Genomic DNA, 14974 nt, shown 5'->3' with positions numbered 1-14974 from the left:
ACCGGGCCACAGTGTCCGGCTAGGCGAACCGGGCAACGCGCCTTTTCCAATGAGTCCTCCTCGCCCTGCACATGGTGCGAGGTGCTGAGGCTCAGGAGCCCTCGAACTTGAACGATACGTTGAGCTTGGCGCGATAGGCCTCGACCTTTCCCTTGTCATCGAGCTGCATATCCAGCTTGACGACCTCTGCAATGCGAAGATCTCGGAGAGATTTTGCAGCTTGCTCGACCGCATTCGCGGCGGCCTTCTCCCATGAATCGCTGCTGGTACCGATCAGTTCAATGACCTTGTAGACGCTATCAGGCATGTCGTCCTCCTGTCCGGGATGACGAAGGAAATCTAGCATCAGGATCTCGACCCCGATACGGGGATGTCGTCCGGAGCCGGGAATGTGAGCCCGGCCTTGGCAACGGGCTGGCCAACCTACACACGCCCGGCGCGTGCACCCGGATCGTCAACATCGTCGGTGGCCACGTCGCTCCGACGAAGTCGATTGGGACCGGGGATCATCATCCGCAAGCCGCCGATGCAAATCAGGCGGGTGGTGCGATCTCCTTCGATGCCGTACCGTCAAGTCCTTTGTCAGTTCATCCGCACGTTGCGTCGCCGAAAAAGATTGGCCGGCGCTGTCTTCGATCTTAAGCTTGCGCTCCATGAAGTCGAGAAACGCGCGCAGGCGTCGCGACTCCTTGCCCTTGCCGGTCTACGTGCACTCCTTACCATCTGCACGGTCGAAGAGCCGACGCGGGCCACGACTCTGTCACCGATACCTTCGGTAGCGCCAGTTCGACGCAAGCGCGACCGAAAGCGCCGCCAACCGGACACTGCACGGCGAAGACAGGCGAGTGCGTCGTAAGAGGTCGGTCGGGACCGGCCAATCTCGACCTTCGAAGGCGGCGCAACTTACCGGAAGAAGCGTAAACCATTGATTTACATCCATTTTTTTAATTCGCATAACCTTCATTATGGAATATCCGAATTCGAGTTTGCGTCAAGATCGTGTTGCCAAAAGGGCCGTCTTAGTTACTGAGCTAGAGGGATTCGACGTGTGGCCTTAGCACGTCAACCGTCTCAATCAGTCCCGCAGCCTCCATCACGAGCAAGAGCTCGGCCGGCGTCATTTCCGGCTTCTTGAAGCGTTCGCGCATACGCCGAATGGCTGCAACGGCGCGAGCTTCGTCGAGTGCGATAGCATCGGCAATGAAAGCGTCTGCCGATTTTGCCTCCATGTTCAGGTCGGAAAGAACTGCCGCCGGAAAGTCCTTAAGGTTTTCCGTTACGATCATTGCGGCTTGCGTCTTGGCCGCCGCAGCAACAACGTGGTGATCGTTGGGATCGGGCAGACCCGCCGCAACCGGCAAGAAGTTATCAAAATCCGCAACCATGGCGTCTTCGAAGGCAGCTTCCATGCTGGCGCGCGCCCGCTCTGCGCGCGCCTTGGCATCGTTAAAGCCTTTGCCGCTCAAGATTTCTCCGATAGCAATTTCGGTCTCGTCCAGGACGCGGCTCGACCAGCGGAGACGAAAAAATTCCGCCTCTGCCAAGGAGAGAAGCAGGTTCCTTTTGAGCGCGCTTGCAAGCGAGCACGCATCGACGAATGCGGTGAAGCGGTTTGCAAACAAGCTTACAAGTGCTCCGCGTCCCGCTCAGCGAGATTCGCAAGCGCTTTGCCCCGCTTCTCATCACGCGTGCGCTTATAGGCGAATAGGTCCTCTGCCTTAATCCTGCGATGACGCCCCACTGTCACGTGCTGAATTTCGTTCTTCTCAAGCAGCGAGACCAGAAACGGACGCGAGACGTTCAGGATGTCGGCAGCTTGCTGCGTAGTCAACATCTCATGCACAGGCACAAGCGTCACCGCATCGCCGCGACCGATATGCCGCAGCAATTCCATCAAGAGACTCGACAGGGCCGGTGACAAAGTGATCTCAGCAGCTTTTTGCGCATCGTCGAGCACGCGCAGTTTGGCATCTCCCGTCGCATGCGACGCGAGTATCTGACGGAGCTGGTTGGCTGCCGCCTTCTCGCTCGCGGAAGGCAGGCGAGTACCTCCCAGCTCTTCGGCGTAGGCTGGCATCGTCATCGTGTCTTCTCCCCTGTATGGCTCTATATGTAGGCGATATTCGAAATAAACGCAACAGGTGAAATGAACGAAACGTCGGAAAGTTCCCGGGCAACCGGGTTCCCCTCTCCTTTGTCCAGCAGTTGTCCAGCAGGTCAATTTAAGAGGGACTTTTAGGGCAGCCCAGCCAAGCTCGGAACTGCCAGAGGGATCTTCACAAGCATAAGGCTTGCGAGCTAGGAATATATTCCGAAATCTATGTTGCACCGTCACCACCGTATCGATGCTGCGATCATCGAGCGGAATGGCCTCTGCCGAAGCTTGCACGAACTCGATCGGGATGTCCTCATGTCTGGCGCGGCTGGCCATCTCGAGCAGCTTCGGAGCGGGTTTGAGTCCGACAACCTGCTTCACGGACGGCCCGTAGAACGGGAGGTTGCGCCCCGATCCGAGACCGATTTCGAGTACGCGTCCCCGTGCCGCACGGATCGCCCGCTCCCGGTAGGGCACCAGATTCTTTTTGCGCATCGCAAAGTCGCAAAGCTTCGGAAGGATGGCATCGTTGTAGAAGCCCCTCCCGGATCTCCTAGCATCGTCCTTCGATCGTCTTGCTGATCTCATCGGGTGCGGCAAAAATCACGTCCGCCCGATCGCCCATCATGCCGGCCGGCACCAAGGCCGGCGCGCCACGGTGCGGACCGTCCTTACCGGAATCCGTCTTCAAGCGCAGATTGCGTTCCCAGAAAGCGCGCGTCTTTCCATCCGCAGTGGTGACGCGGTAGGTGTCGTGACAGTAGGTGATCGCCTTGACCTGCTTGGCCGGCTCCACGCTCTTGAGGTCGGGATCGTGGCCGCCGCCCATCATCCCTCCCATCATGCCACCGCCGCCCATGCCCTTCATGCCGCCCTGCTGCGCCATCTGCTGTTGCGCGCCCGGCTTGGTCGCTTGCCTGAGGAACGCCAGCAGGTCCGCGCGGGCACGGGAATCCTTGATCCCGGCGAACGGCATGTCGTTGCCGGGCACCATCGCTTCCGGATCGACGAGCCAGCCATCTAGGGAGCGATCATCCCAAACGACGCCGGACGACTTCAGCGCGTCGGAGTAGCGCTCGAAGCTCGGCAGCGAGGCGGCCTTGTGCCCCCAAATGCCAGCCAGACTCGGGCCGGTCATGTTGCGGTCGGGCTGGAGCGAGTGGCACGGGGCACACGCCCTGAAATCCTGCTGCCCTCGCGTCGGATCGCTCTCCGCGAACGCGGGTGACAGCAAGATGGTGGCAAGCGCGACTGCTACAAGTCTCTTCATTTCGGCCTCATCCATCACGAATTCAGATATTTGATGAGCGCAGCCGCTGCGAGGACCAGGACGACGATCACAAGCAGCCACAGAACTCCCATTCCCCCCATCATCCCCGACATCATGTCTTGCATCATGGTTCACCTCATTCGGCTGGCTCCGGAACTAGTTGCAGGCATTTGGTCGGCTTTCGGACCTGCGGCGGAGGCTTGCGATGTTCGCGCGGCAATCCGAATCCTTTCACCAGCCCGAATATCGCCGGGATGACGATCAGCGTGAGCAGGGTCGACGAGATCATCCCGCCGATCATCGGCACCGCAATACGCTGCATGATCTCCGAGCCCGTCCCGGTGCTCCACATGATCGGTAGCAGGCCCGCCATGATCGCGACGACTGTCATCATCTTGGGCCGTACGCGCTCCACCGCGCCCTCCATGATGGCGTCATAGAGGTCGCCGCGGGTCAGGGCCCGCCCCTCGGCGGCACGCCTGGCCGCGGTCTCCGCCAGCGCCTGATTGAGATAGATCAGCATGACGACGCCGGTCTCTGCGGCGACGCCGGCGAGCGCGATGAAGCCAACGGCGACTGCCACCGAAAGGTTGAAGCTCAACCACCACATCAGCCAAAGCCCCCCGACCAGCGCGAACGGCAGCGAGAGTATCACGATCATCGTCTCACTGATCGAACGGAAGTTCAGGTACAGCAGCAGGAAGATGATCAGCAGCGTCACGGGCACGACGATCTTCAGCCGCGCGGTTGCGCGCTCCAGGTATTCGTATTGACCACTCCACATCACGTAGTAGCCCGGCGGAAACTTGATGCTGGCCTGCACAGAGGCTTTGGCGTCCGCGACGTAGCCCCCGAGGTCGCGATCGCGGATGTCGACGTAGATGTAGGTCGCGAGCTGGCCATTCTCGGTCCGGATCGAGGTCGGCCCGCGCGCCGGCGCGACCTTGGCAACCTCGCCGAGCGGTACCGCGCCGCCCGCGGGCATCGGCACCAGCACATCGTTGGCGATGGCCTGCGGATTGTCGCGCAGATCGCGCGGATAGCGCATGTTGACGGTGAAGCGCTGCCGCCCTTCCACGGTCGTGGTCACGGTCTGGCCGCCGAGCGCAGTCGCAATCGTGTCCTGAACGTCCTGGACCATGATGCCGTAGCGCGCCAGCGCGGCACGGTCGGGGGTGACTTCCAGATAGTAGCCGCCAATGCCACGCTCGGCATAGGCCGATGAGGTGCCCGGCACGGCCTTGAGGACCTGCTCGATCTGCTTGGCGAGCTTGTCGATCTCGACCAGGTCGGTCCCGATCACCTTGACGCCGATCGGCGTTCGTATGCCCGTGGACAGCATGTCGATGCGGGCCTTGATCGGCATGGTCCAGGCGTTGGAGACCCCGGGAAACTGCAGTGCCTTGTCCATTTCGGCGATCAGTCCGTCGATGGTCATGCCGGGCCGCCACTCCTCCTTGGGCTTGAGGTTGACCACCGTCTCAAACATCTCGGACGGCGCCGGATCGGTCGCCGTCGCGGCGCGCCCCGCCTTGCCGTAGACCAAGGCCACTTCCGGAAACGAGCGGATGATCCGGTTTTGGATCTGCATCAGTTCGCCGGCCTTCGTGACCGAGATGCCCGGCAGCGTTGTCGGCATGTAGAGCAGCGTGCCTTCGTTCAGGTTCGGCATGAACTCGGTACCGAGTTGCCGCGCCGGCCAGATGCTCACGGCCAGAATGGCGAGCGCGAGCACAACCACCAGCGTCTTGGCGCGCATGACGCCCTTGATCACCGGGCGGTAGATCCAGATCAGGACGCGGTTGATCGGATTCCTGTGCTCCGGAACGATCCGCCCGCGCACGAAGATCACCATCAGAGCCGGCACCAACGTCACCGACAGGAGCGCGGCGGCCGCCATCGAGAACGTCTTCGTGAACGCCAGCGGGCTGAACAGCCGCCCCTCCTGCGATTCCAGCGTGAAGATCGGCATGAAGGACACCGTGATGATCAGCAGGCTGAAGAAAAGTGCAGGCCCCACCTCCGAGGCGGCGGCGATCAGGACGTCGATCCTGGGCTTTCCCGGCTCGGCGCGTTCGAGGTGCTTGTGGGCGTTCTCGATCATGACGATGGCCGCATCGACCATGGCGCCGATCGAGATCGCGATCCCGCCGAGGCTCATGATGTTGGAGCCGAGCCCGAGCAGCTTCATGGCGCCGAACGCCATCAAGACCCCGATGGGCAGCATCAGGATCGCGACAAGGGCGCTACGCACGTGCAGCAGGAACACGATGCAGACCAGCGCGACCACGACGCTTTCCTCGAACAGCGTGTGCTTGAGCGTGTCGATGGCCGCGTAGATCAGGTTGGAGCGATCGTAGACCGGCACGATCTCGACCGACTTCGGAAGACTTGAGGCGATCTCCCGGAAGCGCTTCTTGACGTTCTCAATCACCTCCAGTGCATTGAGGCCGAAGCGCTGTAGCACGATGCCGCTGGCGACCTCGCCCTCGCCGTTCAGCTCCGTGATGCCGCGCCGCTCGTCGGGGCCCAGTTCGACACGCGCGACGTCGCGCAGCAGCACCGGCGTCCCGTTGTTCGTCTTCAGCACGATGTCGCCGAGGTCGTTGATCGACTTGATGTAGCCCTTGCCGCGGATGACGTACTCGAACTCGGACAGTTCGACGGTCCGCCCCCCGACGTCGGCGTTGCTGGCGCGGATGGCATCGCGCATCTTCTGCATGGTGATGCCGCGGTCGCGCATGCGTTGCGGATCGAGGATCACGTTGTACTGCTTGACGAAGCCGCCGACGCTCGCAACCTCGGCGACACCCTCGGCCTTCGCCAGTGCGAACTTCAGATTCCAGTCCTGGATGGTGCGGGTATCGGCGAGGTTCAGTTCCTTCGATATGATCGCGTACTGGTAGACCCAGCCGACGCCGGTCGCGTCGGGGCCGATCGTGGGGCTCACGCCGGCAGGCAGGCGCGCGCTGGCGCCGTTGAGGAATTCCAGCACGCGCGAGCGCGCCCAGTAGATGTCGGTGCCGTCCTCGAAGATGACGTAGACGAAGGAGACGCCGAAGAAAGAGAAGCCGCGCACGACCTTCGATTTCGGCACAGTCAGCATCGCCGTCGTCAACGGATAGGTGACCTGGTCCTCGATCACCTGCGGGGCTTGTCCCGGGTACTCCGTGTAGACGATGACCTGGGTGTCCGAGAGATCCGGGATGGCGTCGAGCGGCAGATGCAGAAGCGCGTACAGCCCCGCCGCGGCGGCGAAGGCGGTCCCGAACAGGACCAGCAGCAGGTTGCGGGCGGACCAGGCGATGAGACGCGCGATCATTGCTGCGCCCCCTCGGCAAAGCCCTTCAGGGCGGCCTTGAGATTGCTTTCGGCATCGATCAGAAAATTCGCCGAGACCACCACGGCCTCGCCCGCCGCGAGGCCTTGCCGGACCTCCACGAACCCGCCGCCACGATTGCCGAGCTTGACCTCGCGCGGCTCCAGTCGACCCTGCCCCTTGTCGACGAAAACACCCTGCCGGGCGCCGGCGTCCATCACGGCACTCTCGGGCACCGTGAGAACCGCCTCGCCGCTTCCCGTGTCGATGTCGGCATCGACGTACATGTCGTGCAGCAGAATCAGGTCCGGATTCTGCAGTTCGATCCTGACGCGTGCGGTCCGGGTCTCCTTGTTAATCTCGGGATAAATCACCTCGACTTTCCCCGCGAACTCCCGTCCCGGAAAGCTCCGCGCCTTCACCGTGACCGGCTGGCCCTTGGCGATCGTGCCGAGGTCGCGTTCGGCGATATCGATCAGGGCCCAAACAAAGGAGTGGTCAGCGATCCGGAACAGGACGCCGCCAGGCTCGACGCGCATTCCCTCGATGGCGTTGCGCTCCAGCACGATGCCGTCGCGCGGCGAAGTCCATCCGATCGACGTCGGCACGGTCCGGCTCTTCTCGATCGCCGAGATCGCAGCATCGGGCACGTCCAGGTTCATCAGGCGCTGGCGCGATCCACGCCCATACTGAACGTCGCCGCTGGTCGTCTTCGAGGTGATGGTGGTGAGGTACTCGGCGGCAGCAGAGGAGACGGATGGGCTGTAGACCTCCATCAGCGGCTGCCCCTTGATCACGTGAGATCCGGTCGTGACGTCGGCCACCTTCAGGATGAAGCTTTCCGCCCGCATGGCGACGACGGAGATCCGCCGCTCGTCGAGCGCGATCGTGCCCGGCGCCCTGACGACGGTCCGGATCACACGCATCGCTGCGAGCTCCGACTTGACGCCGGTCCGCTGGATCTTGCCGGGCGAGAGTTTGATCGATCCGTCGTCGCTGTCGTCGCCCTCATAGACGGGGATGTAGTCCATCCCCATCGAATCCTTCTTCGGCGTCGGCGATGTGTCCGGCAGGCCCATGGGATTGCGGTAGTATTTGATCTTGCGCTCTCCGGAGGCGCCGGCCGCCGTTGTCGCCGGCGGCGGGGTTTCCGCCTGGTCATCGTCGAAGCTGATGTCGGCGCCTGCGGGCACCGCGCGGAAATCCCGGCCATCCGGGGTCTTTCTCGGCACCAGCGAGTACGACGGCTTGCCGTCCGGATCCTGGTAGTAGATCGGGGCGCCGCTCTCCTCGGCCGCAGCGGGACCGATCACGGCGGCGGTTCGCGCCGTCGGCCACTGCGGGCCGGCGAAGACGAACGCGATGCCCGCCGCCGCGATCAACGCGGCTGCCAGGCTTACTGCGATGGGGCGGGTCACTTCTGCGCCGTGATGACGAGCTTGTTCTCGACGGTGCCGGTCTCGCCTTGGACCTTGGCTCCGAGCGAAAGCTGCCATCGCCCCGCCATGCCGAAGGTCGCCTTGAAGCGATACGTGCCCGGCTCCGTCCCCGGCATGGGCGTGACCTTGGTCGCCATCTCCTGCATGCCGTCCGGAGCCATGTCCAAACGGCTGGCGAAGATCACGGCATGCGGTACCGGCTTGCCGGTTTTGGTGTTCACGAGCTTGACGGTGATGACCTTGTCGGGCCCGGCCTGGACCGACTGGTCGACGAGCTCGAACCTGTAGTCCTTGATGTCGGCCAATGCGGCCGTGCCTGTGCCGCCGACGGCGGCAGCGATCAGCGCCGCCCTAACGGCGCGCGCGAAGGTAGACGTCTTCATTTCCTGGTCCTCGATTGTCCTGAATGCGCCGCGGAAGCGGCGTAGGTCGTCCGCACGCGCGAGGCGCACGGACGCAATCGGCGTCAAGCGCCGTTCAGGCCAGGGTTCGAGGGGGTTGGTCGGGAGGTGGACGGGTCAAACCGTCGCCAACGAGGTCGTCGGCGACGAAGTGTGTGGTCCGGATCGCGTGCCGCAGCGGGAGGGCGGCCGCCTCGGACGGTCCCGCCTGGGCCGTCTTCAGGATGCACATCGCGACCAGCGGGCAGTCCTGGCAGTCCTTGCTCTTCTGCTCGTCGGGACAACAGGGCATGTCGACCGATATCGACATGTCGCTCATCCCGTCCGGACGAGCTTGCGCAGCGGCGGCCGGCGCCGCCAAGGGCGCCAACGTCAAACCGGCGGTCACGAAGACCGCGAACGCAATTCTGAGCAGTCGCCGCAGGTTCATGACGCAACATCCCATGCCCCGAGGAACTTTGAAAGCCGGCAGCCTTCACATGTTCGCCAGCCCAGAACCGTCAGGGACCGCTACGGCCACCCTCTGCCGTTGGTTTTAGCCTCACCGGCGAGGATTCGACGCTGCAGACGGCCCTGGCGCCGCATTTCGCTGAATTACGATCCTGGCCCGCTTGGACCGGGACAGCGGCAGCGCCTCCGCGGGCTGCCGGCATCCGCGCCCGGGGATCACTCGTCCACAGCGCGGCGGAACACGTGGAAAACCTCAGGCCATTCAGTCCGGAATCCCAGCTCTGTGTTAGCAGCCGGAACGATCGAGGGAAGCAAAGGATTCGTGCGGACAGGAGCGATCACCATGCTGATGTTCAAGGAAAGAATGCCGGCGATCCGGACACTGCGCGGATGGGCCATCTCCGTGCTGCAGGAGGCGGGCGCCATCCGCGAATGCGAGGAGCACGGCTGGATGCAGGACCGCGCCGATCCGCCCGCCCGCGAGCGTGCGTTCGACATCGCACGTCGCGATGCGCCGCCTGGCGTCTCGCCCGTTGCGGCCGAAGCCGAGGTCCGGAGCGTGTTGGATTCGATCGGCGATACTTGCCCAGAGTGCCGGGGACTCTCCTAGAGCCGGCGCGCAACCCAAACACCCAGCAGGAAGGCGACGAGCAACGACTGCAATGGAGCCTTGACGGTCACCTCGCGCAACTGGTCGGCCCAGCGCATCGCGGCATCCGACGAAGGAGACTGGAGCGGCTGAGGCCTGCCTCCCGCTTCTGTCGACGCGCCCGGCATCGCGCCGGCAGCCAGCTCGGTGCCATCTTGGTCGTGCACAAGCCCAGAGGCTTCCGTCATCGCCGAGCCTTCTTTCATATCCATGCGCCTCTCCTACTCTAACTTCAGGCGGATTTGCGCTGCGGCCTAGCCGCCAGCTTCTTCGCTGCACCATCCTTCGCCTGCTTCTTGCCCCTGATCGGCATCAGCATCTCCTTCGGGCCAGCCGCCGCCTTGCGCGGCTCTTGGCCGACTTCGTCGCCTTGGTCTCGGCCGTCGCGCCGCCCACGCTTTGCCGCAGCGCCTCCATCAGGTCGACGACGTTGGTCGTAGCGGGTCGCTCCTTCGGCGTGATCGGATTGCCGGCGCGCTTCTTGTTGATGAGGTCAATCAGCGCGGTCTCGTAGTGGTCCTCGAACTTCTCGGGATCGAACCGCCCCGCCTTCTGGTTCACGATGTGCCTCGCGAGATCGAGCATGTCCTTGGTCACCTTCACGTCCTGGATCTCGTCGAAATACTCCTGCTCGCTGCGCACCTCGTAGGGATAGCGCAGCAGCGTGCCGACGAGGCCCTTGTCCATCGGCTCGAGCGCGATGATGTGCTCGCGATTGGTCAGCACCACGCGCCCGATCGCGACCTTGTCCATCTCACGGATGGTCTCGCGGATCACGGCGAAGGCGTCGTGCCCGACCTTGCCGTCAGGTTTGACGTAGTAAGGGCGGATCAGGTAGCGCGGGTCGATGTCGGTCCTGTCGACGAACTCATCGATCTCGATCGTTCGGGTGGATTCCAGCGCGATCCCCTCGAGCTCCTCTTTGGAGACCTCGATGTACTGCCCCTTGTCGTGCTCGTAGCCCTTCACGATGTCCTCGTTGGGGACCTCCTCGCCCGTGTCGGCGTCGACCTTGAGATACTTGATGCGGTGGCCGGTCTGCCGGTTGAGCTGGTTGAATGAGATCTTCTCGCTCTCCGAGGTGGCCGGGTAGAGCGCCACGGGACAGGTGACCAGAGAGAGACGCAGAAATCCCTTCCAGTTCGCTCGGGGGGCCATGATACGCAGAACTCCTTTGGGGCGGCTTGGATTCAAGACGATTCAATTGCTCTGGTTCCGACAGCGGGGCGCCGCCGTGATCAATCGTTAACGACCTCCGCAGCGCCGGCGGAAGCAACAGTCTGCCTGACTCACCTCGAACAAGGCGGGAACATCGGATATGTCCCGCCTCAGCCGAGACCCCCGCGCCCGCGGCTGACGACCTGGAGGCCGTCGCCGACCAGGTCATCACGGCCTGCGGCGGCGACGCCCGAGAAGCGGTCAAGGCACTCATCGTCGCGAACGGCTTCCGCGCAGGTCGAGGAGCTTCGGGCTTCGGTTTCCACAGGCTATGCGCGCGGCCGGTTCGACGTCCCGCGCGATCGGAAGGACTGGTACGACTGAAATGTCCGAGGTCACCTACTACGTCGCCCTGCCCTTCGTGGCCGCCGACGACGGCATCGCCGCCGGCGAGGCGGTCGAGTGCTTCAATCCGAACGCGGCGGTGATGAAGGCCGAGGCGCCACGGAACGCACTGCATCGATTTGCAGCGCAGCCGGTCGGCTTCGTTTGAAATGTTGGCTATTGCGCGCTGCGGGAATGCAGCGGCACCAGAATGGCCGACTCTCAGAAGCTCGCGGCGGTTGTGCGATATTCTATGAGGCCGACAGCATGAGCGAACTGGAGCTCTGCCGCGATCGAGCTTTCTCAGCCGCAAGGCCTTGTGGGCGCCCGATCAGGTAGCCTTGCATCTCGTCGCAACCCTCTTTGACGAGAAGCGCCATCTGGACCTTGGTTTCGATCCCTTCCGCAAGAACCGGTACGCCAAGACCGTGCGCGAGCCCAATGATCGCGCGAACGATCGCCAACGATCGCTCGCTCTGTCCGAGCGAGGCCACGAAGGACCGGTCGATCGTGATCCGATCAAGAGGGAAGGCCTCGACATAGGACAGCGACGAATACCCCGTCCCGAAATCATCGAGTGCGATCAGGATGCCGAGGCTCTTGAGCGATTGCATCGTCTTTTTTGCGCGCGAGACGTCCTCAATCAGGACGCCTTCGGTGATTTCCAGCTCCAGGCGGGCCGGAGCCAGGCCGCTTTCGCGCAGCGCCTTGCGGACCTGCGCGTCGAGGTTCTCCCTGCGGAATTGGGCGGCCGAGACGTTGACGGCAATCCTGAAGGGCCCGTCCCACGATGCAGCCTCCCGGCAGGCCTCCATCAGCACCCAGTCGTCGATCTGGGCAATCGAGCCACTCCGCTCCGCGACCGGGATGAATTCTCCGGGAGGAACGATTCCGCGCTCCGGATGCCGCCACCGGACCAGCGCCTCGTAGCCGATGATGCGGCCATCGCGGTGCTGCTGCGGCTGATAATCAAGATAGAGTTCTCCACGCTCGACGGCGAACCGCAGATCATGCTCGAGCGCGCGGCGCTCCCGGAGCTGCTGGTCCATCGCGCTCGTGAACAGGCGGATCGCGCCCCGCCCTTCGTGCTTGGCCCGGTAGAGCGCCGCGTCGGCATTCGCGAGCAGAGAGGCGATCTTGTCCGCATCTCTCGGGAACAGCGCCGCGCCGACGCAGAGATCGAGCTTGAGAGCATGACCGTCGACCTCGATCGGATCCTCGAATGCTGCCCGCATCTTAGTCGCCAGCAGTTCCGCGCTTGCCGGCAAAGGCACCTGATCCGTGATGCCGATGAACTCGTCGCCGCCCACCCGTGCCACGTAACAGCCTTGCGCCGCTTCTTGAAGACGGCGGGAGGTTTCGCGCAGCACGGCATCTCCGACCGCATGCCCGAACAGATCGTTGATCTCCTTGAAATGATCAAGGTCGATGCAGAGCACGGCGAAGCCGGAGCCGGTGATCTCGTGCCGTTCAACCGCGGCCGAGAGGTGGTGATCCAAGGCCGTCCGGTTTGGCAGCTCGGTCAGAACATCGTGGGACGCCAGATAGCTGATCCTCTCCTGGGCACGATTGCGCTCGGTAACGTCGAATGCCACGCAAACATGGGCCGAGCGCCCCTCGTAGTGGAGCGGACGAGACTCGATGGCGACTTGTATGAGATCACCGCAAGCGGTCCTATGCAGTTCGAAGTCAATGGAGCTCTCAGATCCTCCGCACTGCAGCTGCGGCTCGCACATGAGGAGAAGATCTTCGCGACGGTAGCCGTAGTGCCGGCACATCGCTGCGTTCACCGCGAGCAATTGCCGCGTTGATGAATCGACCACCCACATCGGCAGCGGGTTCTCTTCAAACAGGAGACGGAACGAGGCCTCCCGACGCTTTAGGTCGGTGATATCGATCCGGACCCCGATGCTGCCTCCATCGGCCGTGCGCCGCTCCTCCACTCGGATCCAGCGATCGTCGGGCAGATGCTGCTCGTGCGAGTATCTTGGCAGAGCATGGCGTGCCAAGCGTTCGGTGAGCCATTCATTCTCCCGCCCAATTGCCTCGGGATATTGCCCCCGCGCCAGCCCAGCCCGCAGGATGCTTACGAATGGTGTTCCCGTCGCCAGCGCTTCCTGGCTGGCCGCATAGAAATCCGCGTATTGTCGATTCCAAAGGACCAGTCGATCATCCCTGTCAAACACGGCGAGGCCTTCAGGCACGACGTCAAGTGCCTCGGTAAGATGCGTGTGAGCCGCGCGGGCGGCGGCTTCGGCCCGCTCGGCTGCCGCCTTGGCTTCGGCAAGAGCGATCTCGGTTCGGTGACGTTCCGTGATGTCTTCGTGAGTGGCAACCCAGCCTCTGCCCTCCATGGGACGGTGCCGAATGCGCACCATCCGTCCGTTCGTCAACTCGACAGTTGTGTCCGAACTTTCGTCGATCACCCGTGCGCTATTGCGCCAATCCAGATAATCCTGCTTCGACATCTTCGGCGCACTGCCGGCTGAATAGCGGAGATCGACGATGTCATTCAGCTTCATGCCGGGCCGGATCACGTCCGGATCGAGATCGTAGATCTCTAGATAGGTCCGGTTGCAGACGATCAGGCGCTGATCGTCGTCGAAGAAACAGAGGCCTTGGGACATGTTGTTGAGGGCTCGGTCGAACCGCTCGGCGACGGCGGTCGCGGTCTGCTCCGCGGCCCTGGCGCGCTCCCCTTCCTGGGTCAGGCTGCTATGGGCCTGAATCAGTTGGACGAAGGAGCGAAAGTTCGTGTTGATCATTCTGCCGAGCAGCAGAAGCAGCAACAGCAGATTGATCCCGAGCGAGATCATGATGCCGTTGCCAGACAGGAGCAGCACAGTCGCGATCGGGGTGCCGGCAATCAACATCGTTAGCAGGGAGGCCGGCGGAAAGCTTCCGAGGCAGTAGGCCGTGCCGATGCAGCCCATGAAAACGAGCAAGGCAATCGGCGCGCGCAGGTCGGGATCGACAGTCGCGAACAGCGCCAGAATCCAGAGAACAAAACCGGCATTGAGGACCACCGCAACAGCGCGAGTCCGCCTGAGCTCACGGTGCGCCTGCTCTGGCGTGACATCGACCGCTTTCAAGCGGAGCCACTGAGCCAAGCGGAGCAGGCAGAGCGCCAGGAGCGCGGTTGGCAGGCCGAATCTGAGCCAAGCCGATACAGTCAGCGGCAGGACCAGCGCTACACTGATACTGTCGACCAGCAGCACAGCGTAGAGAACTGGGACCTGCTTTCGCAGAATCCGGAATTGCTCGACGACCAGCGAACGCCCGAGTGGATCGGCGATATCGCGTACGGCGAATGCGGCACGTAGTCGCGCGAATAAGCCCATGGAAGTTGCCCTACCCCTTCAAGAGCTTAGGAGGAAGAGGCGAAGGACCCGTAAAGGCGCTTGGTATCTTGGGGCTTAATGGGCTTGCTGCAATTGCGAACTCTTCAGCGGCTGGGGCCACAACCTCGCGCAGGTTCCCATCGGCTCAGAATTTCAGGGTGGTTCTGAGACCGAATACCGACGCGTTCTCGAGGGCCTTTCCGGCGAGGGGGCCTGCCGGCAAGGTGACGCCGCCGCCTGGATGGATGATGTATGTACTTGTTCTGGTCTCGGAGTTCGCGCCACTTCGGATGGTAGCGATACTGCTTGCGACCCGGCGCATCGATCCCGGTTGCCTGGATGTGGCCGTTCGACGACGGGCAGATCCACACGGACTCGTAGGCCGGTGGGATGCCGATTGATTTGATGCGTCGGATGACGGCGGCATCGGTGATGCGCTTGCCGTCCTTGTCGTAATAGCTGAAAGTA

13 protein-coding genes and 3 pseudogenes are annotated in these 14974 nt (G+C 62.9%); 2 read left to right on the top strand and 14 right to left on the bottom strand.

Translation table 11 applies throughout. The annotated features are described in order from the left end of the window. Positions 1-91: 91 nt before the first annotated feature. The 9 genes and pseudogenes from IVB13_RS17200 to IVB13_RS17160 all read right to left on the bottom strand — a co-directional run bounded on the left by IVB13_RS17200 (position 92) and on the right by IVB13_RS17160 (position 8954). Entirely contained in the window at positions 92-307 is a 216-nt protein-coding gene (locus tag IVB13_RS17200) for a dodecin family protein (protein ID WP_247489831.1), read from the bottom strand. Between the two features lie 724 nt (positions 308-1031). Continuing rightward, positions 1032-1622, bottom strand: a complete 591-nt coding sequence (locus IVB13_RS17195) for a PIN domain-containing protein (RefSeq protein ID WP_247489829.1) — start codon at positions 1620-1622, stop codon at positions 1032-1034. Positions 1623-1624: 2 nt separating this feature from the next. Next, positions 1625-2083 carry a helix-turn-helix domain-containing protein gene (locus IVB13_RS40460; protein ID WP_346732284.1) on the bottom strand — a complete coding sequence of 153 codons (459 nt, stop codon included), beginning with the start codon at positions 2081-2083 and terminating at the stop codon, positions 1625-1627. 243 nt (positions 2084-2326) lie between these two features. Continuing rightward, positions 2327-2683: pseudogene (locus tag IVB13_RS17185) on the bottom strand (methyltransferase domain-containing protein); the annotation flags it as partial. Then, positions 2649-3365 (bottom strand): cytochrome c family protein, encoded by a 717-nt coding sequence (locus tag IVB13_RS17180; RefSeq protein ID WP_247489827.1) that lies wholly within the window; start codon positions 3363-3365, stop codon positions 2649-2651. The gene IVB13_RS17180 and the pseudogene IVB13_RS17185, both read right to left, overlap by 35 nt. Before the next feature lie 136 nt (positions 3366-3501). Beyond that, positions 3502-6687 carry a CusA/CzcA family heavy metal efflux RND transporter gene (locus IVB13_RS17175; RefSeq protein WP_247489825.1) on the bottom strand — a complete coding sequence of 1062 codons (3186 nt, stop codon included), beginning with the start codon at positions 6685-6687 and terminating at the stop codon, positions 3502-3504. Continuing rightward, on the bottom strand, positions 6684-8102 hold the full coding sequence (locus IVB13_RS17170; protein ID WP_247489824.1) for an efflux RND transporter periplasmic adaptor subunit: 1419 nt from the start codon (positions 8100-8102) through the stop codon (positions 6684-6686). The genes IVB13_RS17175 and IVB13_RS17170 overlap by 4 nt, the downstream gene beginning before the upstream one ends. Further along, the gene (locus tag IVB13_RS17165) at positions 8099-8506 is read right to left on the bottom strand and encodes a FixH family protein (protein WP_247489822.1); all 408 of its coding nucleotides are present in this window, start codon (positions 8504-8506) and stop codon (positions 8099-8101) included. The genes IVB13_RS17170 and IVB13_RS17165 overlap by 4 nt, the downstream gene beginning before the upstream one ends. Positions 8507-8600: 94 nt before the next feature. Further along, entirely contained in the window at positions 8601-8954 is a 354-nt protein-coding gene (locus IVB13_RS17160; protein WP_247489821.1) for a hypothetical protein, read from the bottom strand. Positions 8955-9317: 363 nt separating this feature from the next. On the opposite strand from IVB13_RS17160, the gene IVB13_RS17155 reads away from it, so the two are divergent. After that, positions 9318-9584: a hypothetical protein gene (locus IVB13_RS17155; protein WP_247392785.1), complete on the top strand. Its 267-nt coding sequence runs from the start codon at positions 9318-9320 to the stop codon at positions 9582-9584. Here IVB13_RS17155 and IVB13_RS17150 read toward each other — a convergent pair. From IVB13_RS17150 to IVB13_RS40455, 3 genes and pseudogenes are all read right to left on the bottom strand, one after another. Then, complete coding sequence (locus IVB13_RS17150; protein ID WP_247489819.1) at positions 9581-9835, bottom strand: hypothetical protein; 255 nt, start codon at positions 9833-9835, stop codon at positions 9581-9583. The genes IVB13_RS17155 and IVB13_RS17150 overlap by 4 nt on opposite strands. 20 nt (positions 9836-9855) lie before the next feature. Then, positions 9856-10781: pseudogene (locus tag IVB13_RS17145) on the bottom strand (Ku protein). A gap of 170 nt (positions 10782-10951) precedes the next feature. After that, positions 10952-11107, bottom strand: coding sequence for a hypothetical protein (locus IVB13_RS40455; protein ID WP_346732283.1), 156 nt, complete (start codon positions 11105-11107; stop codon positions 10952-10954). Between the two features lie 59 nt (positions 11108-11166). Between IVB13_RS40455 and IVB13_RS17135 the strand changes: the two genes are divergently transcribed. Then, positions 11167-11334, top strand: coding sequence for a hypothetical protein (locus tag IVB13_RS17135; protein WP_247489835.1), 168 nt, complete (start codon positions 11167-11169; stop codon positions 11332-11334). A gap of 82 nt (positions 11335-11416) precedes the next feature. Here the strand turns inward: IVB13_RS17135 and IVB13_RS17130 are convergent, their stop codons facing one another. After that, the gene (locus IVB13_RS17130; RefSeq protein WP_247489817.1) at positions 11417-14383 is read right to left on the bottom strand and encodes an EAL domain-containing protein; all 2967 of its coding nucleotides are present in this window, start codon (positions 14381-14383) and stop codon (positions 11417-11419) included. A gap of 227 nt (positions 14384-14610) precedes the next feature. Further along, positions 14611-14974, bottom strand: a pseudogene (locus tag IVB13_RS40450) (hypothetical protein); the annotation flags it as partial.

Origin of the sequence: Bradyrhizobium sp. 17, assembly GCF_023073515.1 — a bacterium.
Taxonomy (GTDB): domain Bacteria; phylum Pseudomonadota; class Alphaproteobacteria; order Rhizobiales; family Xanthobacteraceae; genus Bradyrhizobium; species Bradyrhizobium canariense_D.
This window is presented reverse-complemented; position numbering and strand designations above follow the sequence as displayed.

Coding starts and splice junctions, on each gene's coding strand:
- IVB13_RS17135 (WP_247489835.1), top strand. CDS start 11,167: ATGTCCGAGGTCACCTACTACGTCGCCCTGCCCTTCGTGGCCGCCGAC.
- IVB13_RS17180 (WP_247489827.1), bottom strand. CDS start 3,365: ATGAAGAGACTTGTAGCAGTCGCGCTTGCCACCATCTTGCTGTCACCC.
- IVB13_RS17150 (WP_247489819.1), bottom strand. CDS start 9,835: ATGGATATGAAAGAAGGCTCGGCGATGACGGAAGCCTCTGGGCTTGTG.
- IVB13_RS17165 (WP_247489822.1), bottom strand. CDS start 8,506: ATGAAGACGTCTACCTTCGCGCGCGCCGTTAGGGCGGCGCTGATCGCT.
- IVB13_RS17160 (WP_247489821.1), bottom strand. CDS start 8,954: ATGAACCTGCGGCGACTGCTCAGAATTGCGTTCGCGGTCTTCGTGACC.
- IVB13_RS40460 (WP_346732284.1), bottom strand. CDS start 2,083: ATGACGATGCCAGCCTACGCCGAAGAGCTGGGAGGTACTCGCCTGCCT.
- IVB13_RS17175 (WP_247489825.1), bottom strand. CDS start 6,687: ATGATCGCGCGTCTCATCGCCTGGTCCGCCCGCAACCTGCTGCTGGTC.
- IVB13_RS17155 (WP_247392785.1), top strand. CDS start 9,318: ATGCTGATGTTCAAGGAAAGAATGCCGGCGATCCGGACACTGCGCGGA.
- IVB13_RS17200 (WP_247489831.1), bottom strand. CDS start 307: ATGCCTGATAGCGTCTACAAGGTCATTGAACTGATCGGTACCAGCAGC.